The sequence below is a fragment of the Virgisporangium aliadipatigenens genome (assembly GCF_016863615.1).
Lineage (GTDB): Bacteria > Actinomycetota > Actinomycetes > Mycobacteriales > Micromonosporaceae > Virgisporangium > Virgisporangium aliadipatigenens.
The window spans coordinates 319,550-345,955 of record NZ_BOPF01000004.1 but is presented as its reverse complement, the minus strand read 5'-3'; the positions used below and the strand labels follow the sequence as shown (position 1 = coordinate 345,955).

22 protein-coding genes are annotated in these 26,406 nt (G+C 71.1%); 9 read left to right on the top strand and 13 right to left on the bottom strand.

The features are described from left to right. Positions 1–5: 5 nt before the first annotated feature. Complete coding sequence (locus tag Val02_RS08230; RefSeq protein ID WP_203898307.1) at positions 6–1,304, bottom strand: ATP-binding protein; 1,299 nt, start codon at positions 1,302–1,304, stop codon at positions 6–8. A gap of 172 nt (positions 1,305–1,476) precedes the next feature. Between Val02_RS08230 and Val02_RS48155 the strand changes: the two genes are divergently transcribed. From Val02_RS48155 to Val02_RS08215, 3 genes are all read left to right on the top strand, one after another. Further along, positions 1,477–3,681, top strand: coding sequence for a PspC domain-containing protein (locus tag Val02_RS48155; RefSeq protein ID WP_203898306.1), 2,205 nt, complete (start codon positions 1,477–1,479; stop codon positions 3,679–3,681). Beyond that, positions 3,678–3,911: a hypothetical protein gene (locus Val02_RS08220; protein WP_203898305.1), complete on the top strand. Its 234-nt coding sequence runs from the start codon at positions 3,678–3,680 to the stop codon at positions 3,909–3,911. Before Val02_RS48155 ends, Val02_RS08220 begins: the two co-directional genes overlap by 4 nt. 97 nt (positions 3,912–4,008) lie before the next feature. Further along, on the top strand, positions 4,009–5,232 hold the full coding sequence (locus Val02_RS08215) for a phosphatidylserine decarboxylase (protein ID WP_203898304.1): 1,224 nt from the start codon (positions 4,009–4,011) through the stop codon (positions 5,230–5,232). Positions 5,233–5,278: 46 nt separating this feature from the next. Here the strand turns inward: Val02_RS08215 and Val02_RS08210 are convergent, their stop codons facing one another. The 5 genes from Val02_RS08210 to Val02_RS08190 all read right to left on the bottom strand — a co-directional run bounded on the left by Val02_RS08210 (position 5,279) and on the right by Val02_RS08190 (position 11,286). Further along, a complete protein-coding gene (locus Val02_RS08210; protein ID WP_239152590.1) occupies positions 5,279–6,205 on the bottom strand; it encodes a CDP-alcohol phosphatidyltransferase family protein in 927 nt (308 codons plus the stop codon). Positions 6,206–6,448: 243 nt separating this feature from the next. Beyond that, positions 6,449–7,336 (bottom strand): NUDIX hydrolase, encoded by an 888-nt coding sequence (locus tag Val02_RS08205; protein WP_203898302.1) that lies wholly within the window; start codon positions 7,334–7,336, stop codon positions 6,449–6,451. 8 nt (positions 7,337–7,344) lie between these two features. Beyond that, on the bottom strand, positions 7,345–8,286 hold the full coding sequence (locus tag Val02_RS08200) for an NUDIX hydrolase (protein WP_203898301.1): 942 nt from the start codon (positions 8,284–8,286) through the stop codon (positions 7,345–7,347). A gap of 97 nt (positions 8,287–8,383) precedes the next feature. Continuing rightward, on the bottom strand, positions 8,384–9,934 hold the full coding sequence (guaA, locus tag Val02_RS08195) for a glutamine-hydrolyzing GMP synthase (RefSeq protein WP_203898300.1): 1,551 nt from the start codon (positions 9,932–9,934) through the stop codon (positions 8,384–8,386). Next, positions 9,931–11,286 carry an MFS transporter gene (locus tag Val02_RS08190; protein ID WP_239152551.1) on the bottom strand — a complete coding sequence of 452 codons (1,356 nt, stop codon included), beginning with the start codon at positions 11,284–11,286 and terminating at the stop codon, positions 9,931–9,933. The genes guaA and Val02_RS08190 overlap by 4 nt, the downstream gene beginning before the upstream one ends. 28 nt (positions 11,287–11,314) lie before the next feature. Between Val02_RS08190 and Val02_RS08185 the strand changes: the two genes are divergently transcribed. Then, positions 11,315–11,950, top strand: a complete 636-nt coding sequence (locus Val02_RS08185; protein ID WP_203898298.1) for a Uma2 family endonuclease — start codon at positions 11,315–11,317, stop codon at positions 11,948–11,950. On the opposite strand, the gene Val02_RS08180 is transcribed toward Val02_RS08185, so the two are convergent. Then, the gene (locus tag Val02_RS08180) at positions 11,947–13,431 is read right to left on the bottom strand and encodes a M1 family metallopeptidase (protein ID WP_239152549.1); all 1,485 of its coding nucleotides are present in this window, start codon (positions 13,429–13,431) and stop codon (positions 11,947–11,949) included. The two genes, Val02_RS08185 and Val02_RS08180, sit on opposite strands and share 4 nt — an antisense overlap. A gap of 142 nt (positions 13,432–13,573) precedes the next feature. Here Val02_RS08180 and Val02_RS08175 point away from each other — a divergent pair, with 142 nt between their 5' ends. Both Val02_RS08175 and Val02_RS08170 read left to right on the top strand, forming a co-directional pair. Further along, a complete protein-coding gene (locus Val02_RS08175; RefSeq protein ID WP_203898297.1) occupies positions 13,574–16,012 on the top strand; it encodes a sensor histidine kinase in 2,439 nt (812 codons plus the stop codon). A gap of 12 nt (positions 16,013–16,024) precedes the next feature. Further along, positions 16,025–16,441 (top strand): roadblock/LC7 domain-containing protein, encoded by a 417-nt coding sequence (locus Val02_RS08170; RefSeq protein ID WP_203898296.1) that lies wholly within the window; start codon positions 16,025–16,027, stop codon positions 16,439–16,441. A 24-nt stretch (positions 16,442–16,465) separates the two neighbouring features. On the opposite strand, the gene Val02_RS08165 is transcribed toward Val02_RS08170, so the two are convergent. Beyond that, on the bottom strand, positions 16,466–17,581 hold the full coding sequence (locus Val02_RS08165) for a GuaB3 family IMP dehydrogenase-related protein (RefSeq protein ID WP_203898295.1): 1,116 nt from the start codon (positions 17,579–17,581) through the stop codon (positions 16,466–16,468). A 36-nt stretch (positions 17,582–17,617) separates the two neighbouring features. Beyond that, entirely contained in the window at positions 17,618–19,135 is a 1,518-nt protein-coding gene (guaB, locus tag Val02_RS08160) for an IMP dehydrogenase (RefSeq protein WP_373317869.1), read from the bottom strand. Between the two features lie 63 nt (positions 19,136–19,198). On the opposite strand from guaB, the gene Val02_RS08155 reads away from it, so the two are divergent. Further along, entirely contained in the window at positions 19,199–19,609 is a 411-nt protein-coding gene (locus Val02_RS08155; RefSeq protein ID WP_203898293.1) for a DUF5319 domain-containing protein, read from the top strand. Positions 19,610–19,765: 156 nt separating this feature from the next. Here the strand turns inward: Val02_RS08155 and Val02_RS08150 are convergent, their stop codons facing one another. After that, positions 19,766–20,524 (bottom strand): response regulator transcription factor, encoded by a 759-nt coding sequence (locus Val02_RS08150; protein ID WP_203898292.1) that lies wholly within the window; start codon positions 20,522–20,524, stop codon positions 19,766–19,768. Between the two features lie 135 nt (positions 20,525–20,659). Between Val02_RS08150 and Val02_RS08145 the strand changes: the two genes are divergently transcribed. Further along, a complete protein-coding gene (locus Val02_RS08145) occupies positions 20,660–21,088 on the top strand; it encodes a WhiB family transcriptional regulator (protein WP_203898291.1) in 429 nt (142 codons plus the stop codon). 60 nt (positions 21,089–21,148) lie between these two features. Here the strand turns inward: Val02_RS08145 and Val02_RS08140 are convergent, their stop codons facing one another. The 3 genes from Val02_RS08140 to groES form a co-directional block, all read right to left on the bottom strand. Continuing rightward, entirely contained in the window at positions 21,149–22,678 is a 1,530-nt protein-coding gene (locus Val02_RS08140) for a molybdopterin-dependent oxidoreductase (protein WP_203898290.1), read from the bottom strand. 120 nt (positions 22,679–22,798) lie between these two features. Next, a complete protein-coding gene (groL, locus tag Val02_RS08135) occupies positions 22,799–24,448 on the bottom strand; it encodes a chaperonin GroEL (RefSeq protein ID WP_203898289.1) in 1,650 nt (549 codons plus the stop codon). Positions 24,449–24,518: 70 nt separating this feature from the next. Beyond that, a complete protein-coding gene (gene groES, locus Val02_RS08130) occupies positions 24,519–24,827 on the bottom strand; it encodes a co-chaperone GroES (RefSeq protein ID WP_506021970.1) in 309 nt (102 codons plus the stop codon). Positions 24,828–25,262: 435 nt separating this feature from the next. On the opposite strand from groES, the gene Val02_RS08125 reads away from it, so the two are divergent. Beyond that, on the top strand, positions 25,263–26,339 hold the full coding sequence (locus Val02_RS08125; RefSeq protein WP_203898287.1) for a sugar ABC transporter substrate-binding protein: 1,077 nt from the start codon (positions 25,263–25,265) through the stop codon (positions 26,337–26,339). The last annotated feature ends 67 nt before the right edge of the window (positions 26,340–26,406 follow it).

The window sequence follows — 26,406 nt, the reverse complement described above, 5'->3', positions numbered from 1 at the left end:
GTCGCTCATCCTTTCTCCGCGGCCTGCCGCGCCGGCACGCGGGGTGCCTCGCCGCTGCCGAGCCAATCGCTCCCGTTGCTCTTGCGTGGCATGTGCAGCCGCACCTCCGTCCCGTCGCCCGGTTCACTGCGGATTTCGGCCTTGCCGCCGTGGCGTTCCATGCGGCCCAGGATCGAACCTCGCACGCCGTGGCGCATCTCGTCCACAGCGGACAGCTCGAATCCCTTGCCCCGGTCGCGCACGAACACGCTCGCCTGGTCGTCCTCCACCTCGGCGTAGAGCGAGACGGTGGCGACCCCGGCGTGCCGGCCGGCGTTGACCAGCGCCTCGCGGGCCGCCTGCACCAGCGCGCGCATGCGGTCGTCGACGTCGCAGTCGCCGACCACCACCGTCTCGACGGCGATCGCGTAGGTGTCCTCGACCTCGGCCGCGGCCGCCTCCAGCGCGGCGGAGAAGCGTTCGTCCGGGGAGGCGGTCTCCTTGTAGAGCCAGTTGCGCAGGGTGCGCTCCTGCCCGCGGGCGAGCCGCAGGACGGCGGTCGTGTCGCCGGAGTTGCGCTGGATCAGCGCGAGCGTGTGCAGCACCTGGTCGTGGATCATGGCGGCCAGTTCGGCGCGCTCCTGCTCGCGGATCCGGCCTTCCCGTTCCATCCGCAGCTGGCTGAACATCCGCCACAGCACCGGTGCCAGCGCCAGCCCCACACCGGCGAGCCCGACCACCGCGAAGATCATGCCGTTGACGATCGCCCGGAACCCGTCCTGCGACAGCGGCTCCGCGAAGAACGCGAAGATGCCGATCAGCCCCAGCGCCACCAGGACGGAACCGCCGGCGATGCGCACGATGGCGCCGCGGCGGTCGTTGTCCAGGATCGCCCCGACCCACGGCAGGCCCGGCATGGTGTCGCTCCACCGCTTGCGCCGGCTCGGGCTGGCCTGGTGCCAGATGAGGCCGGCACCCAACGCCACCACGGCCGCCAGCCAGCCCAGCACGCTGCTCGCCAGCGGGACGCCCCGCACCTGGAAGTCCGCGAGCGCGATGCCCACCGCCAACGCCAGGAACGGCACCAGCTGCTTGAGGTTGCGCCGCCCCTCGCTGGCGTCCGCCGGCAGCACCGCCCAGAAGACGGCGTACATGATCGCGCCCATCCCGTCGAGGAACGCGAGCAGGAAGAACCCGATCCGGAAGGCCAGCACGGGCGCGCCCAGATGCCGGGCCAACCCGGCCGCGACGCCGCCGACGACCCGGCTGGTGGGGTCGCGCAGTAGTCGCTTGGCCGGTTGCACCTGTTGCAGTGGCACGGTCATCGATGCGGTCCGTCCTGGGATACTCGGGCGGGATTGGCAAACCCGTCCCAGCGATCGTCACACGGCGGAGCACCTCCGGACCACAAGCCGCATCCCCGAACCGGCATTTCAGGGTCGGCTCAGGGTCGTTTCCTGAGGTGTGTCGGCCGGAGCAAAGGACACCATCAACACCATGACGAACGAGCCTGCCGACACCCCGCGCCGGCCACCGCTTTCGGGTGAGAACGAATCGGTGGACGAGTTCGCCCCGGAAACCTCATCGCCCGCCGCAAACGCTGACAGCCAGGTCGACGCCGCGCCACCGGCCGACGCCTGGCCCACGCTCGACCTGCCCGCCGACGCCCGGCCCGGCACCAACCCGGCCCGCGACGGCCACACCGCCGAACTCCCGGCCACGCCCGACCCGGCCGTCACGGATCCGCCGGTCGGACCCGCGAACGCCGAGACCGCCCGGCCCGCCGAGACCGCCGAGGCCGACCGCGTAGCCGCCGCGCCCGAGGCAGCGACGGCCCGGGCCGACGAGCGCGACGCCGCGCCCGCCGACCTCGCGGCCGCCGCCGCGGACCGGTCGGACGACCCCGAGCCGGTCGCCCTCGTCAAGCCCGGCGACCCGCCGCTCGCCCCGCCGACCCCACCGCCCGGCCCGCTGTGGCCGGACGCCGACCGCCTCGCCGCCGCCCAGGCGTCCGACCCCGCCGAGGATCTCGCCGCCGCCGCGGCCGCCGGAGCGGGCGCCGCACCCTCCGCAGCCGAAGCGGGCGTAGCTGCCGGAGCAGGCGTAGGTGCCGGCAGCGCGGGCAGGGGCGCCGAAGCCGGCGCGGGGACCGGCGTCCGCACCGACTGGCCCCCGACAGCCGACCCGTCCTGGGCGAACGGCGCGTACCCCGGGGCCGTCCCGGGCGCCGGCCCCGCGTGGCCCCCGTCCGACGCCACCTGGCCCCCGACCGGCTCCGTCTCCGGGCTCACCGCCCGGTTCGGCCTGGCCCGCCCGCTGACCGGCCGCTACCTCGCCGGCGTCTGCGCCGCCGTGGCCCGCGCGACCAACACCGATCCGGTGCTGTGGCGGGTGATGTTCGCCGTGTTGACCGTGTTCGGGGGGATCGGGCTGCTGGCGTACCTGGTCGGCTGGCTGCTGATCCCGGCCGACGGGGACACCGCCTCGCCGGCCGAGGCCGTCCTGGGCAAGGGGCGTTCGCGCACCTCCGGCCCGGTCGCGGTGATCGGGGCGGCCGCCACGCTGCTGATGTTCCTCGCGGTGGCGAGTGCGGGGCTGCGTCCGGCCGTGATCGGCGCGCTCATCATCCTCGGCGTCGCCGTGCTGCTCAGCCGCGGTTCGCGGCAGCGCACGAGCGCCGGTGGGCAGATGCCGGAGTTCCCGCCGCCGGTGCCGCCGTCGGCGGACATGCCGGCCGGAGCGGGGCCGACGGCGGGACACCCGTACCCGGGGACGCCGGTGACGCCGCCGCGCGTGCCCGAGACGCCGCCCGCGCCGCCGCAGACCGCACGGCCGCCGCTGGCGCCGCACGGGCCGTTCGCGCCGCTGGGGCCGATGCCGCCGCTGGGGCCGACCGCCGTTCCGCCGTGGACGCCGGCCGGGGCGACCCGCCCGCCGTTCGCGCCGCACGGGCCCTACGGGGGCTACGCGGGGTACGGCACGCCGGTGTCGGGCGGGCCCGTTCTGGCCTACCCGGGGCTGCCGCACTCGGCGCCGCCCGCGTCCGCACCGCCGAAGAAGAAGCCGAAGCGGCCGCGTTCGCGCCTCGGTCGGGCGACGATCTCGCTGGCGCTGCTGGCCGTGGGTGTCCTGGCCGTCTTCGACGTGACCGCGGTCGACCCGGACCCGTCGGTGTACCCGGCCGTCATCCTGACCGTGCTCGGCCTGGGACTGGTCGCCGGTGCCTGGGTGGGGCGGGCGCGGTGGCTCATCCCGTTCGCCGTGATCACCTCTCTGGTCCTCGCGGGAACGACGGCCGACGAGATGGACGGGCCCGGATACGGCGGCAACGAGGAGACCTGGCGGGTGACCTCGGTCGCGACGCTGCAGCAGGAGTACGTGTTCCGGCAGGGTGAGACGCGGCTGGACCTGTCCGAGATCGACTTCACCGCCACGACCCCGAACACGCCGCCGGCCCAGACGTACACGGTGCGCGTCTCGAAGCAGTACGGCGATTTGCGGATCACGCTCCCGGAGGACGTCGACGTGGAGATCACCGTGGAGCTGCGCTACGGCGAGGCGCACGTCTTCGACAACCGCTGGTCGGCGATCGGCAGCGACACGCCGAAGGTCATCCAGGACGTGGGCGACGACGGCCCGGGCGGGCCGAAGCTCATCATGACCATCGACATGCAGGGCGGCGAACTGGGAGTGGAACGATGAACATCCACCGCACCGACAACGTCTCCCTGGGCTTCGGCCTGACCTTCCTGGCGATCGCGCTCTGGTGGTTCCTCTCCGCCCAGCTGAACGTCGTCCTGCCCACGGCCAACTGGTTCGTGGCGGGCGGACTGATCCTGTTCGGCGTGCTCGGCCTGGTCTCCTCGCTGCGTCGCAAGGAGATCGCACCGGCCGAGGAGCCGGAGGCACTCGACGGCCCGGACCCCTGGTAACCGACAGCGACCACCGGCGGCCCTATCGGTCAGCGAATATGCTGGCCGATGGGGCCGTTTTCGGGTCCCGTGACACCCCGAGGAGCTGAGCGTCCCGATGAGTGAGTTTCCCGTGCTGCGCCGTCCCGTCCAGGTGGGAGCGCGTGCCGCCGCCACCCTGGTGGGCGAGCTGGCCCGGCACAACGGCCCGAAGACCGGCCTGCTGATCGGGGCCGCTACCGCGTCACCGGTGCTCGCCGCCGCGATTGACGCCCTGCTGCCGGAGGACCGGCTGGTCGTGGTGGGCGACGACGGCACGCGGGCACACGTGTCGGCCCAGGGCCGCTGGGTCGCCGAGCGGGTGCGCGTGGTCGACTCGGCCAACGCCGCCGACCCGGCCGACGTGGTGATCTACGCGGAGCCGCTGACCGGCACCGCCGACCAGACCCGTTCGACGGTCGAGGAGCTCGGCAAGCTGATCAACCCGGGTGGCGTCCTCACCGTGCTGGTGCCCGCGACGACCCGCCCGAGCGGCGCCGCCGACGAGATCGAACGGCAGGTGGCGCTCTACGGCGTCGGCAGCGACCTGGTGCTGCGCAACGTGCCGCCGGTCCGGGTGCACCGGCTGCGGTACACGGCCGTCGACCACTCGATCGCGACGCGGTTGGCGCCGGCGGTGCGCCCGTCGAGCGTTCCGCTGACCCGGGGGATGCACATCGACTCCAACGGTGTCGCGGCCGCCGGTATCGCGTTGGGCCTCGCGGCGCTGGCCAAGGCGGCCCGCCCGAAGTCGAAGCTGTGGATGGTGCCGGCCCTCGCGGCGGCGCCGGTGGCGGCGTTCTTCCGGGATCCCAACCGCGACGTGCCGGACGACCCGCGAGCCGTGGTGGCCGCGAGCGACGGCAAGGTGCTCGGGGTCGAACGCCTCAAGGAGGACCGCTTCGGCGACACCGAGTTCCTGCGGATCTCGGTCTTCCTCTCGGTGCTGGACGTGCACGTCAACCGTGCACCGGTGGCCGGCAAGGTGCTCGACTACTTCGTGGAGGACGGCGGCTACGCCAACGCCATGACGGCGGCGGCCGAGCACAACGTCGCGGCGTACACGGTCCTGGAGACGGCACACGGCAAGGTGGTCGTGGCGCAGCGGACCGGCCTGATCGCCCGCCGGATCGTGCAGCGCGCGCCCGTCGGCTCGCTGCTGGCGAAGGGCGAGCGGATGGGCCTGATCCGCTTCGGCTCGCGCACGGACGTCTACCTGCCGGCCGACCGGGCCGTCCCGAAGGTCTCCCCCGGCGAGCGCGTCATCGGCGGCGCCTCGGTCATCGCGAGCTGGACGAAGTAACGCGAAAGGCCCCCGCGAGAGCGGGGGCCAACTCGGCGATCTTGCGCTAGGCGGTGCGGCGTTCCTTCAGCCAGAGGAGCGGGCCACTTGCCAGGTACGCCACCACCACCAGCACGAACGTCGTCTGGTAGTCGATGAACACCCCGACGACCGGCACCACCAGCAGCCACGCGGGCAGGCGCAGCACGCGGCCGATCTTCACGTACGGGAAGCTCGACACCATCGCCAGCGCGAGCAGCACCACGGCGCCCACCTGCGCGGCGACCGGCACCTCCGGCGAGATCACCATGGCCAGCGCCAGAACGGCCGCCACGAGCGTGGTCGGCACGCCGCAGAAGAACCGCCCGTCCTTCGGCGAGACGTTGAACCGGGCGAGCCGGATCGCGGCACAGATCGCCACCAGCGCGCACGCGGGCACCACGAGGGCCGGCGACGCGGAGCCGGAGAGCCCGGCGTAGACGACGACGGGCGCGGCGACGCCGAAGGAGCACATGTCGGCGAGCGAGTCCATCTGCGCACCGAACGGCGAGGCGACCCCGAGCTTGCGCGCGAGCGCACCGTCGAGCCCGTCGAAGACGACGCAGGCGATGAGGCAGAGGGCGGCGAGCCGCACGTCGTCGCCCTGCATCGCGATGAAGATCGCGGAGACGCCGAGCAGCAGGCTCATGATGGTGCAGCCGTTGACCAGGGCGAACCGGATCCGTCGGCCGGTGGTCCGCTCGCCGGGCAGCAGCGGGATGGCCATCGCGGCCGCGACGGGGGCACCGCCGGCGGGCGCGGGGATCTCGATCGTGTCCGCGGTGTCGGGCTCGACGACGTCGGACGTCACGGGATCGACCTTGGTGCTGAGTCGCGGCCGCCGGAGCGGGAAACGCCCGCGCGGCGCGTCGGGGTGCACCAGTGCCGTCTCACCCTGCCTGCGGCCGACGCTGCGGACCAGCACCTGGCGGGCTAGCGAGCCGCTGCGGCGCAGCCCGGCCCAACGGCGCCCTCCCGGGCGCGGACTGTCGGTGACACGACGCCGTTGCCAAGGGGCTCTCGGCACGTAATCCTCCATGAAGGAAACGGGTTCCCACCCTGTCGCGGCATACACCATCGCACATCATCGACTCGCTTGGCGATGGCCGACTGGGTTCACTTTTTAGTGAAAACTGGACAAAACTGTGAAATTACCCGCAACTCAGGGTAACGAACTCGGCGCTATAAGTCCACTCGGCTAACCTACGCCCGCCTCTGCCAGCGCAGACCCGGCAAAGTCGGTCAACTCCGACGTCGGAATGTCCTCCGGCCGGAACCACGCCGCCGACGCCGTCGACCCGCCCTTCCCCTCGGTCACCCTAGGGTCCGTCGGATGCGGCACGTGCACGCGGTAGATCACCCGCACGGTGTGCCAGTCGATCGGGTAGCCCTCCCGGCCCTGCGCCGTCGGGTTGTGCCGGTGCGAGACGCTGACCAGGCCGCGCACCTCGCCGACCTGGTCGGACTCCTCGCGCACCTCGCGCAGCAGGGCCTCCGTCGGCGACTCGCCGAAGTCGGTCCCGCCGCCCGGCAGGTGCAGGTGCCCCGCGCCGGGGAAGCCTCGGGCGATCCGGGTCAGCAGCACCCGTCCCGCCGGATCGGTCGCCACGGCGTACGTCGAGAAGCGCTGCACCCGGGCCCGCCCGCCGGAGCGGTCGAGCGCCATGCCGCGCTCGATGGGCCAGCCCTCGTCGCGTTCCAGCAGCGCGCCGCCGTCACTCTCCGTGCCTGCCACCACCATCCGGGTGAACGGCGTCAGCTCCACACCCTCGAGTGCCGACACGTCCCACCACTTCGACGGTGCGGTCGGCTCACCCGTGGCGTTCACCTCGAAGACGAGGCGATCGTGGTGCACGAGCGTGCGCCCGGGCAGTTCCACCCGATCGGCGAGCACGTCGTAAGGCGTTCGCACGGAGAATCGAAGGCCCGCCTGGACGAGCCCGAGGCGGACGACGGTCGCCTGCGGACTCTCACCGTGCTCGACGGTCCCACCCGGAAGGCTCCAGCCGGGACCGTCCGCGACCAGCAGCACCCGGTCGTCGACGCGCAGCAGTCCGTAGGCGGCGACGCGGCGACGGCGGGTCATGCCCCATCTCACGGCAAGAGGCCGGCGGCGCGCAACGCCTCCTCGGTCACCTCGGTGAGGGTGAGCGACGGCAGCGCGGACGCCGACACCCACTGGCAGTCGTCGGTGGAGCCGCCGGCGTCGATCACCGCGAGCGGCCCCGGCTTCGCCACCTCGACCCGGTAGAACGCCCGCACCCCGTGCCAGTCGATCGGGTAGCCCTCCGGCCCCAGCGACGCGGCGTCGCGGTGGCTGGCCACGCCCAGCAGGCCGACCATCCGCCCCTCCTGGCCGGTCTCCTCGACCAGCTCGCGCAGCAGGGCGATCCCCGGCTGCTCCCCGAAGTCGGTGCCGCCGCCCGGCAGGTGCCAGCAGCCGCCGCCGGGGTAGCCGGCCGCGACGCGCGTGAGGAGCACACGGCCGTCGGGGTCGGTCGCGACCGCGTACGCCGCGAAGCGCTGCGCGCGGTGCAGCCCGTCCTTGCCCGGCACCACGTGGAACGACGGCACCTCCGGCGCCGCGTCGGGACGCAGGTCCACCGGCGCCGCCGGGATCCCGAGCGCGTCGGCGGTGAACGGCCGCAGCGGCAGCGTCCGCGCCTCGTCGACGGTGAACCAGCGGGCCAGGTCGGTCGGCTGCCCGATCCGGTCCCGCAGCCCGCCGCCCCGGACGGTGACCGTGTAGATCAAGCGATCGGTGTGGATGGTCACGCCACGCGTGGGTAGTGCGCGCATGTCGGCGAGCACCTCCCGCAGCTTGTTGATGGCGACCGAGAGTCCGGTCTCGGCCGCCGTCTCGCGGACCACGGTGTCGTGCGGATGTTCGCCGTGGTCGACGGCGCCGCCCGGCAGGGACCACACGCCGGGTGTCCCGGTGCCGGGCGCCGCCCGAACCAGAAGTACCCGCCCATCCTCGTTTCGGCACACTCCGTAGGCCGCGATGCGGCGCACGGGTTCCAGTGCAGGGGTCAAGGTGCCTCCCGGTGACTGTCCGGTAACTACCTGTCCAGTGTGCCGCGTCCGGATCGAAATGGGCTAGATGATCTCACCCCGTGGAGTGAGAATCATTTCATTCCCACTCAATCGTCCCCGGGGGCTTGCTGGTCACGTCGAGAACGACCCGGTTGACGTCCGGGACCTCGTTGGTGATCCGCGTCGAGATGCGCGCGATCAGGTCGTACGGCAGCCGCGACCAGTCCGCCGTCATCGCGTCGCCGCTTTCGACCGGCCGCAGCACCACCGGATGCCCGTAGGTGCGCCCGTCCCCCTGCACGCCCACGCTGCGCACGTCCGCCAGCAGCACCACCGGGAACTGCCACACGTCCCGGTCCAGCCCGGCCGAGGTCAGCTCCTCGCGGGCGATCAGGTCGGCGGCGCGCAGCACGTCGAGGCGTTCGCGGTCGACGGCGCCGATGATCCGGATCGCCAGCCCCGGCCCCGGGAACGGGTGCCGCCACACGATCTCCTCGGGCAGGCCGAGCGCCAGACCCAGCGCGCGCACCTCGTCCTTGAACAGCGTGCGCAGCGGCTCCACCAGCGTGAACTTGAGGTCGTCGGGCAGCCCGCCGACGTTGTGGTGGCTCTTGATGTTGGCCGTGCCCGTGCCGCCGCCCGACTCCACCACGTCCGGGTAGAGGGTGCCCTGGACCAGGAAGTCGACGTGCCGCTCGGCGTCGAGCTCGCGGGCCGCCTGCTCGAAGACCCGGATGAACTCCCGCCCGATGATCTTCCGCTTCTGCTCGGGGTCGGTGACGCCGGCGAGGGCGTTCAGGAAGCGCTCCTGCGCGTCGACCACCTTCAGCCGGATGCCGGTCGCCTGGACGTAGTCCTTCTCGACCTGCTCCGCCTCCCCCGCGCGCAACAGCCCGTGGTCCACGAACACGCAGGTCAGCTGGTCCCCGACGGCCTTGTGCACGAGGGCCGCCGCCACGGCCGAGTCCACCCCGCCGCTGAGCCCGCAGATCACCTGTCCGTCGCCGACCTGCTCGCGGATCAGCGCCACCTGCTCGTCGATGATGTTGCCGGTGTTCCACGAGCGGTCGGTCTTCGCGATGTCGTACAGGAACCGCTTCAGCACGTCCTGCCCGCCGACCGTGTGCGCCACCTCCGGATGGAACTGCACACCGGCGTAGCCGCGCTCCGGCGCCTCGAAGCCCGCCACCGGTGAACCGGCCGACTCCGCCGTGACGGTGAACCCGGGCGGCGCCGCCGTCACGCAGTCGCCGTGGCTCATCCAGACGTTCTGCTCGGCCGGCAGGTCCTGCAGGAGCACACCCTTCTCGGTGACCCGCACCTGCGTCCCGCCGAACTCGCGCAGCCCGGTCTTCGTCACCTCGCCGCCGAGCGCCTTCGCCATCGCCTGGAACCCGTAGCAGATCCCGAAGACCGGCACGCCCGCCTCGAACAGCGCCGGGTCGACCTGTGGGGCACCCTCGGCGTACACGCTCGACGGGCCACCGGACAGGATGACGGCGACCGGGTTGCGGGCCATCATCTCGGCGACCGGCATCGAGTGCGGAACGAGCTCCGAGTAGACGTCGGCCTCCCGCACGCGGCGGGCGATGAGCTGGGCATACTGCGCGCCGAAGTCGACGACGAGCACGGGGCGGGGAGTACTCACCCCGGTACCTTATCGGCCGCGGTGTTTCCGTCGGATGACACCAACTGTTCGAGTGACCTGACCCTCCCCACCGGCGACAGGAAGATCACCAACGGTGCGGCGGCGAACAGGAGCAGCGTCGCCGCGAGCGCCACGCGCGCGCCGACGACGCCGACCAGCGCCCCGCCGGCGAGCGCACCTAGCGGCCACGCACCCCGCGAGAACATCCGGATCGAGGCCACCACCCGGCCCAGCACGTGGCCGGGGACGTTCGACTGGACGGCGGCCCGCACGCACACGTTGAACGTCCCGAGCCCCGCGCCGAGCCCGACCGCCCCGACGGCGAAGCACACCAGCCACCCGCCCGGCCGGGCCAGCGGGGCCAGCAGCGCCACGGCCGCCCCGATCGCCGGCGCCACCCAGATCACCCGCGCGTCCCCGAACCGCCGCACCAGCGGCCCGGCCGCCACCGAGCCCGCGATGGCGCCGACGGCCCCGGCCGCGATCAGCGGGGTCACGGCCGCCGCCGGCAGCCCCACCGCCCGGTAGAGGAAGAGCAGGCCGAGGGTGGACCAGGCACCGAGCGTGAAGTTGCCGATGACCCCCGCCACGAGCAGGACCCGGGTGAACGGCACCCGCAGCACGAAGCGCAGCCCCTCGAGAAGTTCGGTGCGCAGCCGGCGCTTCGCCACCACTGCCGGCGGCGGCTCCGGCACCCGCACGAACGCCAGGCAGAACGCCGAGACGAGGAAGCTCACCGCGTCGAGCACCACGGTCAGCGCCGCGCCGAGCGCCGAGATCAGCGGCCCGGCGAGCCCCTGCCCGCCCGTGGCGGCCGCGTTCTCCGTGGCGGCCAGGGCCCCGTTGGCGCCCACCAGCCGCTCCTTCGGCACCACCACCGGCAGGAACGCCGGCCACGCCACGTCGAACAGCGTGCCGAACGCGCCCACCAGCAGCGCCACGACGACCACCTGCGCCAGCGTCAGCACACCGGCGAGCGCCGCCACCGGAACGGTCACCAGCAACGCGGCGCGCGCCAGGTCAGCGGCGATCAGCAGCGGCCGGCGCCGGCGCCGGTCCACCCACACGCCCAACGGCAACCCGATGAACAGCCACGCCGCGTTGGACGCCGCCGTGACGACGCCGACCTCGAACGCCGACGCCCCCAATTCGGTGACCGCGAGAAACGGCAACGCAAGGCGCGTGACCGCCGACCCGAATTGCGAAACCGTCTGCCCCACGAACAAATAAACGAAGTCCCGGCTCCGTTTATCCCGCCCCAATTTTTCTCCTCCCCGTGAACAGCGAAAACGCGAAAGAATTCGAATTCGGGTCAGCGAATCGGAATTGCCGCGCTTATGGCCTGTGCCCATGACCGCACAACCGCTTACGCTGGACTACATGACGGAGTCCGTGGAAGCACCCGCACCGACCTGGATCCGACGCCCTGACGAGCGCGGCTTCACCGTGGCGGACCTCCACGCGCTGCCCGACGACGGCCTGCGGTACGAGCTGATCGACGGGAGCCTCGCAGTGTCACCTTCCGCCACCGGTGGACACAACCTGATCACGCGCTGGATCGCCAACGCCGTCGAGCAGGTCAACCCGACGGAAGAGTGGTACGTGACCACCGACGTATCCACCGCCATCAACGATCGCAACGAGCCTCGGCCCGATCTGGTGGTGGCACGGTACGTGCACGTCAACACCACGCCTTTCCCGATCAAGGACACACTCCTCGTGGCCGAGATCGTTTCGCCCACGTCCGTCCTGCGGGACACCGAGGTGAAACGCAAGCTGTACGCCAGGGCCGGAGTACCGGCGTACTGGATCGTCACCACGGATGAGGACAGCGGCGAAATCGCGCTGGCGGAGCTTCGCCTCAAGGGCAAGGCATACGAGTACCGCACCCACTACACCACCGCCGTCTTTGCGACCGACCACCCATGGCCACTGGCGATCGACCTCCCCGGACTCTCCCGTCGGTGGGCCAAGACGATGAGGCCGCACGCCGCCGACGAGCCGGTGGCGGATTAGCGTCCGGGGTACGGGGGCTTGGTCTGGGTGTAGAGCCACTGCTGGAAAAGCGTGTCGAGCTCCTTCCCCGACAGCTTCTCCGCCAGCGCCTGGAATTCCGTGATGAGCCCCGTCGAACCCTTCTTGGTCGACGTCCACTCCTTCAGGAGTTTGAAGAAGACGTCGTCCCCGATCGTCATCCGCAGCGCGTGCACCGACATCGCGCCGCGCACGTACACCGACTCGGCGAAGACGTCGTCCGCGCCCGGATCACCCGGCGCCGGCCGCCAGATCTCGTCCGTCTCCGGGGTGGCGTAGGTCCGGTCGAACTGCGCCTGCGCGGTGATGCCGTCGTCCTTCTCCTCCCACAGCCACTGCGCGTAGGTGGCGAAGCCCTCGTTCAGCCAGATGTCGCGCCACTGCCCCACCGAGACGCTGTCGCCGAACCACTGGTGCGCCAACTCGTGCGCGACGATCGAGGTGCCCGCCGGTTCGCCCGCGGTGAAGAAGCTGGGCGGGTAGATCGGCCGGGTCTGATTTTCCAGCGCGAACCCGAGTGTGCCCAGTGAGACGACGATCCCGCCGGTGATGTCGAACGGATACGGCCCGAACTGCGTCGCCAGGAACGCCGCCACCTCCGGCGAGCGCCGGACGCACTGCTCGGCGACGCCTCCGGCGGGCTGCGCCTCGTCGACCGCGGTGTAATAGCGCAGCCCGTCCGACGTTCCCTCAAAAATCCTGAACTTGCCGATGGCCATCATGGCGAGATAGCTCGCCATCGGCGCGGACTGGCTCCATTTCCACGTGCGCCAACCGTCGCCACCGAGCGTGCTCCCACCGGGAACGCCGTTGCTGACGGCGGTGAGCCCGTCCGGCACGGTGATCTCGATCTCGTACGCGGCCTTGTCCTTGGGATGGTCGTTGGACGGGTACCACTCCGTCGCCGACTCGGGCTCGCCCAGCACGATCGCACCTGTGGCGGTGTGGTTGAACGCCTCCCCGATCGGCGTGCCGGTGTAGGCCATGTCCACGGTGAACGTCCGCCCGGCGACGAGCGGCGCGGCGGGGATGACGGTCAGCTCGGTCTTGTTGTCGTGCTCGGAGGTGGCGTCGGCGTTGTCGACCTTGAGGCTGCTGATGGAGAGCCGGCCGAAGTCGAAGTTGAAGCGGGACAGTGCCTGGGTGGCCTTGGCCGTCACGCGGGCGACCCCGCTGAGGCGGTCCGTCGCCGGGTCGTAACGCAGTTTCAGGTCGTAGCGCTCGACGTCGTAGCCGCCGTTGCCGTAGCCGGGGAAGTAGAGGTCGCCGCCGCCGGGGTCGCCCGGGGCGGCCGGGACGGAGTCGCCGGACGGGCCGGTCGAGGCCCCGCCGAGCGCGCGGGCGAACCCGCCACCGGGCGGCCCGGCGATCAGCCGGATACCGGCCACGGCGCCGAGCGCGAGGACCACCACCATCACCGCGAGCACGGCGACGAGCACATTGCGGTTACGGCTGGGGCTCACGGAGGTCCTTCCCTTTGGGTCCGTTCCACGCTAACGGTCGTGGTGCACTCCCAGCCGACCCCGGCGGCCCGTATCCTGCCCTGAAGTCGACGGACATCAACGTGCGACGGGTACAGATCGGACGAAGCGAAGGGTGATGCGGGTGTCGGCGTCTCCACCTCCGCCGGCGACGCAGTCCAGCCGCCGGCGCAGCCTGCGTGGCTGGCGGGTGCGGACGAAACTGGCCGCTCTTCTGGTCGTCCCGGCGCTGGCGTTCACGGTCGTCGCGGGCGTGCAGATCGTCTCCTCGGTGCGGGCCGGCTCGCAGCTGTCGGCGTCGGCGGAGCACATGGCGTTGGCGCCGAAGATGGTGACGCTGCTGCACGCCGTGCAGGACGAGCGGGACCGGGTGGCCGGTGAGAGCGCGACCGGGGTGCTCGGCGACCAGTTCGACGCGGCGCTCGCCGGCAGCCAGCGCACCGTCGACGAGGCATACACCCGCCTGGAGCAGAGCGTGGCGCGGTCCGCGGAGCCGTTGCGCCGCGAGTTCGGTCAGGTCTCGGTCGCTTTTCTGGAACTTCGTGACACCCGCCGCGCGGCCCGTGCCGGCAGCCTCCGCCCGCAGGCGGTCTTCGACTCGTACAGCCGCGCGGCGAACACCCTCGTCGACATGCTGCCCGACCCGTCCGGCGCGCCCGACCCGAAGCTGTCCATGGCGGCGCACGCGCTGGCGAGCGCGACCGGGGCCGAACGCAGTGCCTCCCAGCTGCGCGGCCTGGTGTTCGCGGCGACGCGTTCGAAGGTGGTGCAGCCGGGCGACCATCAGCAGTTCACGTTCCTGGTCGCGGAACAGCGCTCGGCGTTGGACCGGGTGCGCGAGTGGCTGCCGCCGGCAACCACGGCACCGCTGTCCAACCCGTCGATCGCCGTCCCGATGACGACCCTGCGCGACCAGGTGCTGGAGGAGGCGCGGCTGGGCACGATCACGGTCGACCCGGACGCCTGGTGGAGCACCTCGACGGCGGAACTGGACGCGTTCCGCTCGGTGCAGCTGACCGCCGTGCGGGACGCGACCCTGACGGCCGCGAAGCTGCGCGACGGCCAGCACCGCCGCACGATGTGGCTGGTCGGGCTGATCCTGCTGGTGCTGTGTGTGACGAGCCTCAGTTCGGTGCACGTGGGGCGCTCGATCATCCGTTCGCTGCGGGAACTGCGGGCACAGGCGCTGGACGTCGCCCATCAGCGGCTGCCGGAGGCCATCTCGCTGCTGCGCGAGGTCGAACGCCCGGACGACCTGCAGCACGTGCCGACCGCCGCTTTCACCAGCCTGGGCGGCGGCGAGGAGGACGGCGACGAGATCAGCGAGGTGGCGGACGCGTTCGCGGCGGTGCACGCCAGCGCACTGGCCCTCGCGATGGAACAGGCGACGCTGCGCCGCGACGTCAACGCGGTGATCACCAGCCTGGCCCGGCGAAGTCAGGCCCTGGTCGACCGCCAGCTGCGGCTGCTCGACGAGATCGAGGCGGCCGAGGAGGACCCGGACCAGCTGGCCAACCTGTTCCGCCTGGATCACCTGGCCACCCGGATGCGTCGCAACGGCGAGAACCTGCTGGTGCTCACGGCGGCGGACACCCGGCGGCAGCGCCCCGAGCCGGTTCCGCTGGCGGCCGTGGTGCTGGCGGCGATGGCCGAGATCGAGCACTACGAACGGGTCCGCTCCGACATCGACCGGGGCGGCTACATCGTCGGGCACGCGGTCGTCGACGTCGTGCACCTCATCTCCGAACTGCTCGACAACGCCACGCAGTTCTCGCCGCCGGACACGGAGGTGACGGTGCTGGGCCGCATCTCCGGCGACGGCACGGAGGCGACGCTGCTCATCGAGGACAGCGGCCTCGGGATGGGCGAGGCCGAGCTGGCGCTGGCCAACCAGCGGGTGTGCCAGTCGGCCCGGGTCGACGCGAGCACCGCCGAACGCATGGGCCTGCTGGTGGTGGGCCGCCTGGCGACGCGGCACGACATCCGGGTGCGCCTGCGCGCGTTGAGCACCGGCGTGGAAGCGAAGATCACGCTGCCGGCGCACCTGCTGGCGGCCCCGCCGGCCCGCCCGTACGCCGCGCTGGCCAACTCGGTGGTGCGGCGTTCGATGGCGCACCTGCTGGGCCTGCCGCCGGCGCCGCCCGAGCCGGAGCCGACGCATCCGCGCAGCACGCCGACGCGGGCCGAGGACGTGCTGGACAAGGACGGTTCCTACGGGTGGTGGTCTCCCCAGACAAAAGCGACACCTCGGGTCGCAGAGGAGCCATCCACCGAAAACCCGGACGATCATGTGGACGAGCCCGCAGCACCCGTCGAGGAACCCGCACCCATCGAGGAGAACGAAGGAACCCCGGCACCCGCATCGGACGTATCGATGAGGAAGAAGGAGTCGAACGTCCGACGGCTGCCGACCCGGGTCCCCATGGCGCATCTGCCGAAGACCCCGGCCACCTCCCCGGACGCGCCCACCGTCGAGATCACCCCGAAGGACCTGTCCAATGTGCTGGTCAAGTTCTACAACGGGGTGCACCGCGCTTCGGCGGAACATCCCGAAGAGACCTGAGGAGCGGCAGCCTTGGCAAACCCGGAAACGCCGGACCTGAACTGGCTGGTGACGGCGTTCTGCGACCGCGTCGCGGGGGTGTCGCACGCGGTGATCGTGTCGCCCGACGGCTGGCTGATCGCCGCGTCCGAGCACCTGCCGCAGGAGCGCGCCGACGAACTGGCCGCGATCACGTCGGGCCTCGCCGGGATCACCACGGGCGCCGCGCAGGTGCTGGAGTGCGCCGGCATGCGGCAGACCGTGGTGGAGATGGCCCGCGGATACTTCCTCGTCAAGACGCTCAAGGACGGCTCGGTGCTGGCCGTCCTCGCGGCCCGCGACGCCGACGTGGGCGTCGTGGGCTACGAGATGGCGCGCCTGGCCCGCCGCAGCGGCGAGTCCCTCACCGGCGACTCCCCCACCGGCGAGCTGCAGGACTCAGCGATCTAGATCTGCTTACCGATCAAGATCTGCTTACCGATCGAGTACCAGGCCGACCTTCTGGAACTCCTTCAGGTTCTGGTAGCCGCACTTGGCCATCGCCCGGCGCAGGCCGCCGAAGAGGTTGAGCGCGCCGGTCGGGTCGTCGGACGGCCCGTGCAGCAGGTGCTCCAGGGTCCCGAGCTGCGGGCCGGCCGGCGCGTAGACGCCACGCGGCAGCTTCGGGTGGCTGGCGGCGGAGTGCCACCACGCGCCACCGGCCGGGGCACCCTCGCAGTGCGCGAGCGGCTCGCCGAGCATCACGGCGTCGGCGCCGCAGCCGAGCGCCTTGGCCACGTCGGCGGAGGTGGCGATGTCGCCGTCGGCGATCAGGTGGACATAGCGGCCACCGGTCTCGTCGAGGTAGTCGCGCCGCGCGGCCGCCGCGTCGGCGATCGCTGTCGCCATGGGAACGCGGATGCCGAGCACGCGATCGGTCGTGGACCACCCGTCGGCACCGACCCCGACGATGACGCCCGCGGCGCCGGTGCGCATGAGGTGCAGCGCCGTCTGGTAGTTGGTGCACCCGCCGACGATCACCGGCAGATCCAGGTCGGCGATGAACTCCTTGAGGTTCAGCGGCTGGTCGACCGTGGACACGTGCTCGGCGGAGACCACGGTCCCCTGGATCACCAGCAGGTCGACGCCGGCGTCGAGGATGACCGGCGCCAGCGCGATCGTGTGCTGAGGAGAAACCCGCACCGCGACGGTGACACCGCCGCCCCGGATCTCCTTGACCCGTTCGACGATCAGCTCGGGGCGGATCGGCTCGGCGTACACCTTCTGCAGCCGCCGCGTCCCCTCCTCGGCGGGCAGCGCGGCCAGCTCGGCGAGCACCGGCGTCGGGTCCTCGTACCGGCACCAGAGCCCTTCGACGTTGAGCACGCCGAGCCCGCCCAACCGCCCGAGGGCCACGGCGGTCTGCGGGCTCATCGTCGCGTCCGACGGGTGCGCCACACACGGGATCTTGAACGGGTACGCGTCGAGCTGCCACGCGGTGGAGACGTCGTCGACGTCGCGGGTGCGCCGGGTCGGGACGATCGCGACGTCGTCCAGGTGGTAGCCGCGCTGGGCCGTCTTGCCTAGCCCGATCTCGACGACGTCACGCATGTGTAGATGTCCTTCCGCGGTGGTGCAGGGGGTTATTTATCTGGCCGAGTAGTTCGGCGCTTCGATGGTCATCTGGATGTCGTGCGGGTGGCTCTCCTTGAGCCCCGCCGCGGTGATCCGGATCAGCTTGCCGCGCTTGTGCAGCTCCTCGATGGTGGCCGCACCGGTGTAGCCCATGCCGGAACGCAGCCCGCCGACGAGCTGCTCGGCGACGGCGGCGAGCGGGCCCCGGTAGGGCACCTGGCCCTCGATGCCTTCGGGCACCAGCTTCTCGTCGGAGGCGACGTCGTGCTGGAAGTAGCGGTCCTTCGAGTACGAACGCGCCTGCCCACGGGTCTGCATGGCGCCGAGGGAGCCCATCCCCCGGTACGACTTGTACTGCTTGCCGTTGATGAAGATCAGCTCACCGGGGCTCTCCTCGCAACCGGCCAGCAGCGAGCCCAGCATGACGGTGTCGGCACCCGCGACGATGGCCTTGACGATGTCGCCGGAGTACTGGAGCCCACCGTCGCCGATGACCGGAACGCCCGCCGGCCGGCACGCCCGCGCCGCCTCCATGATCGCCGTGACCTGCGGCACGCCCACGCCCGCGACCACCCGGGTGGTGCAGATCGAACCGGGCCCCACGCCCACCTTCACGCCGTCGGCACCCGCTTCGACCAGCGCCTTCGCGCCCTCGTAGGTGGCCACGTTGCCGCCGACGACGTCGACCCGGGTCTCCCGCTTGAGCAGCGCCACCATCTCCAGCACCTGCCGGTTGTGGCCGTGCGCGGTGTCCACCATGACCACGTCGACACCGGCGTCGATGAGCGTGCGGGCGCGCTTGTAGGAGTCGTCGCCGACCCCGACCGCCGCCGCGACGCGCAGCCGCCCGGCGTCGTCCTTGCTGGCGAACGGGTACTGCTCGCTCTTGGTGAAGTCCTTCACGGTGATGAGGCCGCACAGCTTGCCCGCGTCGTCGATCAGCGGCAGCTTCTCCACCTTGTGCTGGCGCAGCAGGTCGAGCGCCTCCGCCTTGCTCACGCCCTGCTTCGCGGTGACCAGCGGCATCTTCGTCATGATGTCGCGCACCTTGGTCGTGCGGTCGGTCACGAAGCGCATGTCGCGGTTGGTCACGATGCCGACCAGGTAGCCCTCGGCGTCGGTGACCGGGGCACCGGAGATGCGGTAGCGCCCGCACAGCGCGTCGACCTGGAGCACGGTGTCCTCCGGCGAGCAGGTCACCGGGTTGGTCACCATGCCGGCCTCGGAGCGCTTGACCAGGTCGACCTGCAGGGCCTGCTCGTCGATGCCGAGGTTGCGGTGCAGCACGCCGATGCCGCCCTGGCGGGCCATGGCGATCGCCATCCGCGCCTCGGTGACCGTGTCCATCGCGCTCGACACGAGCGGGATGTGCAGGCGCACGTTGCGGCTCAGGGGCGTGCCCGTGTCCGCCTCGCTCGGGATCACCTCCGACTCCGCGGGCAGGAGCAGAACGTCGTCGAACGTCAGACCGAGCGGGAGGGAATCCATGGAGCAACCAGCCTTTTCGCGGGAGACGGGCGGTCGACCCATCGTAGAAGACCCGCGGGGTGCACCGGGGCGCGGCCCGCAGGCAGGACGGCTACCGTAAGGGGCGTGCAGGACGAGCCGATCGACCCGTTCGCCGGAGACCCGGCGGATCCGGCGATGCCATTGGGCGAGACCGACGACGACAACGACCCGTTGACCGTCGACGAACGGCAGGACGTCCTGGAGGATCTCGCCGATCTGGCGATCTACCAGGCGTTGCTGACCCCGCTCGGCATCCGCGGCCTGGTGATCGAGTGTGAGGACTGCCACGAGCCGCACTACTTCGACTGGGATCTGCTGCGGGGCAACCTGCGACACCTGCTCGACTCGGGTCGCCCGCGGGTGCACGAGCCGGCGTTCAACCCGGATCCGGATCACTACGTCACGTGGGAGTACGCCCGCGGATACGCCGACGGCATCCACGACGCGCTGGCGGACTCCAGCGACGACGAGGATGCCGGCGATGACAAGTCGTAGACGTTCGGTGGCTCTCCGGTAGCAGGAGGTCGATCGCCGAGCGGGTCGCCCCGTTCGGTGCGAGAATGTTCGGCCGCGCTGTTTAGTCCCCGGGGGCCTGGGGTACCGGCCCCGGCATGCGCACGCCGCGGCCGGCCTCCCACCGGTCCACCCGTCCTACGAGACGAGCCCTGCCCGGAACGCCGATGCGACGGCGTGGGCCCGGTCGCGCGCACCCAGCTTGCGGAACAGCCGCCGGGCGTGCGTCTTGACCGTGTCCTCCGAAACGAACAGCTCGCGACCGATCTCCGCGTTGCTCTTGCCGTCGGCCATGCCGCGCAGCACCTGCAGCTCACGCTCGGTCAGCTCCACCCGTCGCCGCGGCGGCTCCGGTGGGGCCACGTCACCGCGCTGCAACGGCACGGACGACATGGCCGTGCGCGTGGCACGGGCGGCGGCGAGCGCACCCACCGGCGACCCGACCGGACCGGCGGGGCCGGCCGGACTCGGGACGGCGACGCCGTTGCCGTTCTTCTGTACGCCCGGACGGACGGCGGCAGGCTCGCCGGCCGGGCTCAACACCAGCAGCAGCGCCTTGGCCACCACTGTCACCGGGTCCGTGGCGTCGGCGCGGATGACCCCACGGGCACCCGCCTGGACCGCCGCCGCGGAGATCCGCGCGTCTTCGACGCCGAATAAGACCGTCGTCGCACCGGGCGCCGCGGCCACGATCCGACGGGTGAACTCGACACTGTCCGGCCGGGACAGCGCGGTGTCGACCAGGATCAGGTCGGCCGGCTGCTCCGCCAGTCGGGCGAGCGCTTCCGTGACCGAGACCGCGGTCCGAACCGCCGCTCCCACCCCGAGCCGCGCCGCGCAGGTGACGATCGCCTGCGCTGCTATCGGAGTTCGTACACACACCAGGACCGTACGCACCGTGACTCCCCTCTCTACGGAGCAGGAGATCACAAATCGGTCAGATCATTATTGATTTCTCCCAAATTCAAACGACAGAAACCCGTCAGTTCGCTCAAAAGTGATCTTGACGGTACGCGCGACTGGAGGGTATGCATGTCGAACGTCACTCGGCTGCCCGGCCCCATCTCGGAGCTGTGGGACTGGCAGCGTCTCGGGTCTTGTCGCGGTCGCGACAGCGCCCAGTTCTTCCACCCGGACGGGGAACGCGGAGCGTCACGGGGTCGCCGGGAAGCGGCCGCCAAGTCGGTCTGCGGATCCTGCCCGGTCCGGGCAGAATGCGCCGCCCACGCCCTCGCCGCGCGCGAGCCCTACGGGGTGTGGGGTGGATTCACCGAGGCCGAACGCCTCCGCCTCCTCGCCACCGGCTGGGAGGACCTCGTCGACAAGCGCGGCTGCGGCCGGGCCGACGTGGTGCGCCTCGAACGCCGCCTCGGCATCCGCCCGGTGGCGCCCACCCGCACGATCCCGGCCCAGCGCCCCGCCGCCACGCCGATCCCTCCGCACAACGCCGCGGCCCGCTGACCCGGCACACCCTCCACGCGCAACACCCCGCCGATCTCGCGACTGCGAGATCGGCGGGTTCTACGTGACGGTGACCTCGACCCGGTGGTGGCCGGTGGCGCCGTCGGGCAGGACGTCCTGGATCGCGTCGGTCTGGACGTTCCCGCTCGCGTCGTAGGCGCGCACCTCCAGCCAGTGCTTCCCGGGCGGGGCGTCCCAGGCCCAGGTCCACTGGCACCAGGTGTCCACCGACGGAACGGTGGACAGCCGCGCCCGCTGCCAGGCCCCGTCGCCGACCCGCACCTCCACGCCCGACACGCCCACGTGCTGCGCCCACGCCACCCCGGCCACCGGCACCTGGCCGGCGCTCACCTTGCCGCCGTCGATCGGGGTGTCGATCCGTGACTGGAGCTTGATCGGCGCCTTCGCCGCCCAGCCGCGTTTGATCCAGTAGGCGTCGAAGTCGGCGAAGCTGGTCAGCTCCAGTTCGGCGAGCCACTTGGTGGCCGACACGTAGCCGTACAGCCCGGGCACCACCATCCGCACCGGGAACCCGTGCTCGATCGGCAGCGGGACGCCGTTCATGCCGACGGCGAGCATCGCGTCGCGGCCGTCGCGCAGCACCTCGGTCGGTGTCCCGGCGGTGAACCCGTCCACGGAACGGCTCACCACCTGGTCGGCGCCGGGCTCCGGGTCGGCCTCGGCCAGCAGGTCGGCCACCCGCACCCCGAGCCACTTCGCGTTGCCGATCAGGCCGTCGCCCACCTCGTTCGAGACACAGGCGAGCGTGACGTAGCGCTCGATCATCGGCCGGGCGAGGAGCTGTTCGTAGGTGAGCGTCAACGGCTTGCGCACCCGCCCGTGGATCTTCAGCCGCCACTGGGACGGCGACACCTGCGGCACCACCAGAGCCGTATCGATCAGGTAGAACTTGTCGTTGGGCGTCACGAACGGCGCCAGCCGGGGGATGTTCAGCTCGGCCTCGGCGGGCAGGACCGGCGCGGGCTCCGCCGGAACGGGCAACGTGACGGCCGCGCGGTCCGCGTCGACCGTCCGCCGCAGCCCGTACCACCTGCCGAACGCCGCCGTCGCGACACCGGCCCCCAGCAACGACCCCGCCGTGATCAGGAACCGCCGCCGGTCGGACGCCGGAACGGGATCGGGATCGGCGGCGGATTCGACGGGAACGAGCCTGCTCCGGAAGTTCCACAGGATCGCGGCACCCGCGGCTGCGGCGAAGAGGGACGGGATCACGCTGACCCAGTCAGCGTCGTGTCTGGTGACCGCGGCGGCGGCGCCGACCAGACCGAAAACCGCGACCCCCGCGAACGCCCACCGCGGACGGCCGATCGCCAGCACCCCGAGCCCGGCCCCGACGGCGGCCAGGATGACCACGGTCCCCACCTGCAGCGCGATCTTGTCGTACGTGCCGAACAGCGAGATCGCGAATTCCTTGAGCGCCTCGGGAACGTGATCGACGATCACGCCGCCGACGGCGACCACCGGGGAACTCAACGGCCCGACGGCGAGGGCGAGCAGCTCTCCCACCGCCAGGGCGACGGCGACGGCGGCGAGCCCCGCGAGGGCGGAGATCCGCCGATCAGGTGTCATGCGCTCCAGTCTGGACGCGCGCCGCCACAGACTGCCAAGACTGTCATCAGTCCATAACCTCTGTTGGCCGAAAAGCAGCGGGGCCGGCAGATCGCCGACCCCGCTTTTACGAGCGAACGCTCAGAAACCCGGCCCGTGGGAGTGGCCGTGACCGTGCCCGTGGGAGTGGCCGTGGCCACCGCCCGCCGGCTCCGGCTCGGCCGGCTTGTCCACGATCAGCGTCTCCGTGGTGAGCAGGAGGCCCGCGATCGAGGCGGCGTTGGCCACCGCGCTGCGGGTCACCTTCACCGGGTCGACGATGCCGGCCTCGACGAGGTTCTTGTACTCGTCCTTGGCGGCGTCGAGCCCGTGCCCGAACTCCAGCTCGCGCACCTTGGCCACGACGATCCGGCCGTCGAGGCCCGCGTTCTCGGCGATCCAGCGCAGCGGCTCGTCGAGCGCCTTGCGGACCAGCCGCACGCCGACGGCCTCGTCGCCGGTGAGCCCGAGGTTGTCGTCGAGAACGGTGGCGACCTGGACGAGCGAGACGCCGCCGCCCGGGATGATGCCCTCCTCGACCGCCGCCTTGGTGGCCGCGATCGCGTCCTCGACGCGGTGCTTGCGCTCCTTGACCTCGACCTCGGTCGCGGCACCGACCTTGACGACCGCCACGCCGCCGGAGAGCTTCGCCAGCCGCTCCTGCAGCTTCTCGCGGTCCCAGTCGGAGTCCGACGCCTCGATCTCCTTGCGGATCTGCGAGATGCGGTCCTGGACCTCGGAGGCGATGCCGCCGCCGTCGACGATCGTCGTGTTGTCCTTGTCGACGACCACGCGGCGGGCCTTGCCGAGCTGCTCGAGCCCGACCAGGTCCAGCTTGTAGCCGAGTTCCGGCGCGATGACCTCGCCGCCGGTCAGGATGGCCAGGTCCTGCAGCATCGCCTTGCGGCGGTCGCCGAACCCGGGGGCCTTGATCGCGCAGACCTTGATGGTCTTGCGCATCGCGTTGACCACGAGGGTCGACAGCGCCTGGCCCTCGACGTCCTCGGCCACGATGAGCAGCGGCTTGCTGGCGCCGACGACCTTCTCCAGCAGCGGGAGCAGCTCCTCGATGGCGCTGATCTTCTGCGTGGTGACGAGGATGTAGGCGTCCTCGAGGACGGCCTCGTTGGCCTCGGCGTCGGTGACGAACTGCGGGGAGATGTACCCCTTGTCGAACTGCATGCCCTCGGTGACGTCGAGGTCGATGGAGAGCGTGGAGCCCTCCTCGACGGTGATGACACCGTCGCGGCCGACCGTCTCCATCGCGCGGGCGATGAGGTCGCCGATCGAGGACTCCCGGGCCGACACGGTGGCGACCGAGGCGATCTCGCTCTGGCTGGCGACCGGGGTGGCCTTCTCCTTCAGCGCCTTCACGACGGCGGCGACGGCCGCGTCGATGCCGCGCTTGAGGCCGGCCGGGTTGACGCCGGCCGAGAGGTTCTTCAGGCCCTCACGGACCATCGCCTGGGCGAGCACGGTCGCGGTGGTGGTGCCGTCGCCGGCCACGTCGGCCGTCTTGGACGCCACCTCCTTGACGAGCTGGGCGCCGAGGTTCTCGTACGGGTTGACGAGTTCGATCTCCTTGGCGATCGTGACCCCGTCGTTGGTGATCAGAGGCGCACCGAACTTCTTGTCCAGCAGGACGGTGCGACCGCGCGGGCCGAGGGTGACCTTGACGGTGTCGGCGAGCGCGTTGACGCCGTGCTCCAGGCGGTGCCGGGCGTCGTCCGAGAAGCTGAGGATCTTGGGCATCTCTCTCCTTCACGAGCACCGCCCCGAGCCCGATGTAGCCGGCCCGGGGCGGTGCACTCGCGTCAGTTGATTACTTCTCGATGACCGCGAGGACGTCGCGCGCGGAGAGCACCAGGTACTCCTCGCCGCCGTACTTCACCTCGGTGCCGCCGTACTTGGAGTAGAGGACCGTGTCGCCGACCTTGACGTCGATCGGCACGCGGTTGCCCTTGTCGTCGATGCGACCCGGACCCACAGCGAGGACGGTGCCCTCCTGCGGCTTCTCCTTGGCGGTGTCGGGGATGACGATGCCCGACGCCGTGGTGGTCTCCGCTTCGTTCGCCTGGACCACGATGCGGTCCTCGAGCGGCTTGATCGCAACCTTGGTCGCGGTAGTCACGGGCATACCCTCCTGGGGTATCTGGTTTTCGTGTCTCAGGCCGCCAGGCGGGCGCCGTCGTCGCGGGTGCCGACGCCGCCGGGCACTAGCACCCTCATGGTGAGAGTGCTAACCGGAGGTTATTCCGCGAGCTAGCACTCCGTCAACCAGAGTGCCAACGTCCACCCGGGATTACCCGTTCGGTTCATGCGCAAGTAGTAGTGTTTCAGTCACTAAGTGTTACTTGCGACAGCTCTGGGTGATCATCTTGTCACGTTGCAGAATTGTTACCGGCCCGAACAAAACCGCACCCTGCGACATCTTGTGGAAACACACGGGGCGGGCATACGTTGCCGGGCACAACAATCGCGTGTGACCGGACCCACCCTTCCGGTCGCAGTAGGTCTTTTCCACCAACTCACCCCGAACCTTTTCCACCCGAAGAAGGGACCGTTCATGCGCAGAGGGATCGTTGCCCTCGCCGCCTTCGGCCTTGTCGCCGCCGGTGGTCTGACCGCCTGTGGCGACGACGACAGCGGCAGCAAAAGCGACAAGCCGAAGATCGGCGTGATCCTGCCGGACAGCAAGTCGTCCGCCCGTTGGGAGACAGCCGACCGGGTCTACCTCGAGGCCGCGTTCAAGGCCGCCGGGGTGGACTACACCATCCAGAACGCCCAGAACGACAAGAACGCCTTCCAGACCATCGCCGACACGATGCTGGCCGACGGCGTGACCGCCCTGATGATCGTCAACCTGGACAGCGGCTCCGGTAAGGCGGTGCTGGACAAGGCGAAGCAGCAGGGCGTTCCGACGATCGACTACGACCGCCTCACGCTGGGCGGCAGCGCGTCGTACTACGTGAGCTTCGACAACGTGGCGGTCGGCAAGCTGCAGGGCGAGGGCCTGGTGAAGTGCCTCCAGGGCAAGACGAAGCCGGTCGTCGCCTACCTCAACGGCTCGCCGACGGACAACAACGCCACGCTGTTCAAGCAGGGCTACGACAGCGTCCTGAAGCCGAAGTTCGAGTCGGGCGAGTACACCAAGGGCCCGGAGCAGTCCGTGCCGGACTGGGACAACGCCCAGGGCGCGACGCTGTTCGAGCAGATGATGACCCAGACCAACGGCAAGATCGACGGCGTCCTCTCCGCCAACGACGGCCTGGGCAACGCCGCTCTCACCGTGCTGAAGAAGCAGCAGCTCAACGGCAAGGTGCCGTTCACCGGTCAGGACGCCACCGTCCAGGGCCTGCAGAACATCCTCAACGGTGACCAGTGCATGACCGTGTACAAGGCGGTCAAGAAGGAGGCCGACGCGGCCGCCGGTCTGGCCATCGGGCTCGCCAAGGGCGAGAAGAAGGACACCGGCAAGACCGTGAAGGACACCGAGGGCAACCGCGACGTCCCGGCCGTGCTGCTCGACCCGGTGGCCATCACCAAGGCGAACGTCAAGGACGTCGTCGCCGACGGCTACGTGAAGAAGGAAGAGCTGTGCACCGCGGCCTTCGCCGCCAAGTGCACCGAAGCCGGCATCTGACCGGATGCGGTCCCGTGGTCCCCGGCGCGCGTAGGTGCGCCGGGGATCCGGGCTTCGACCCCCCTCA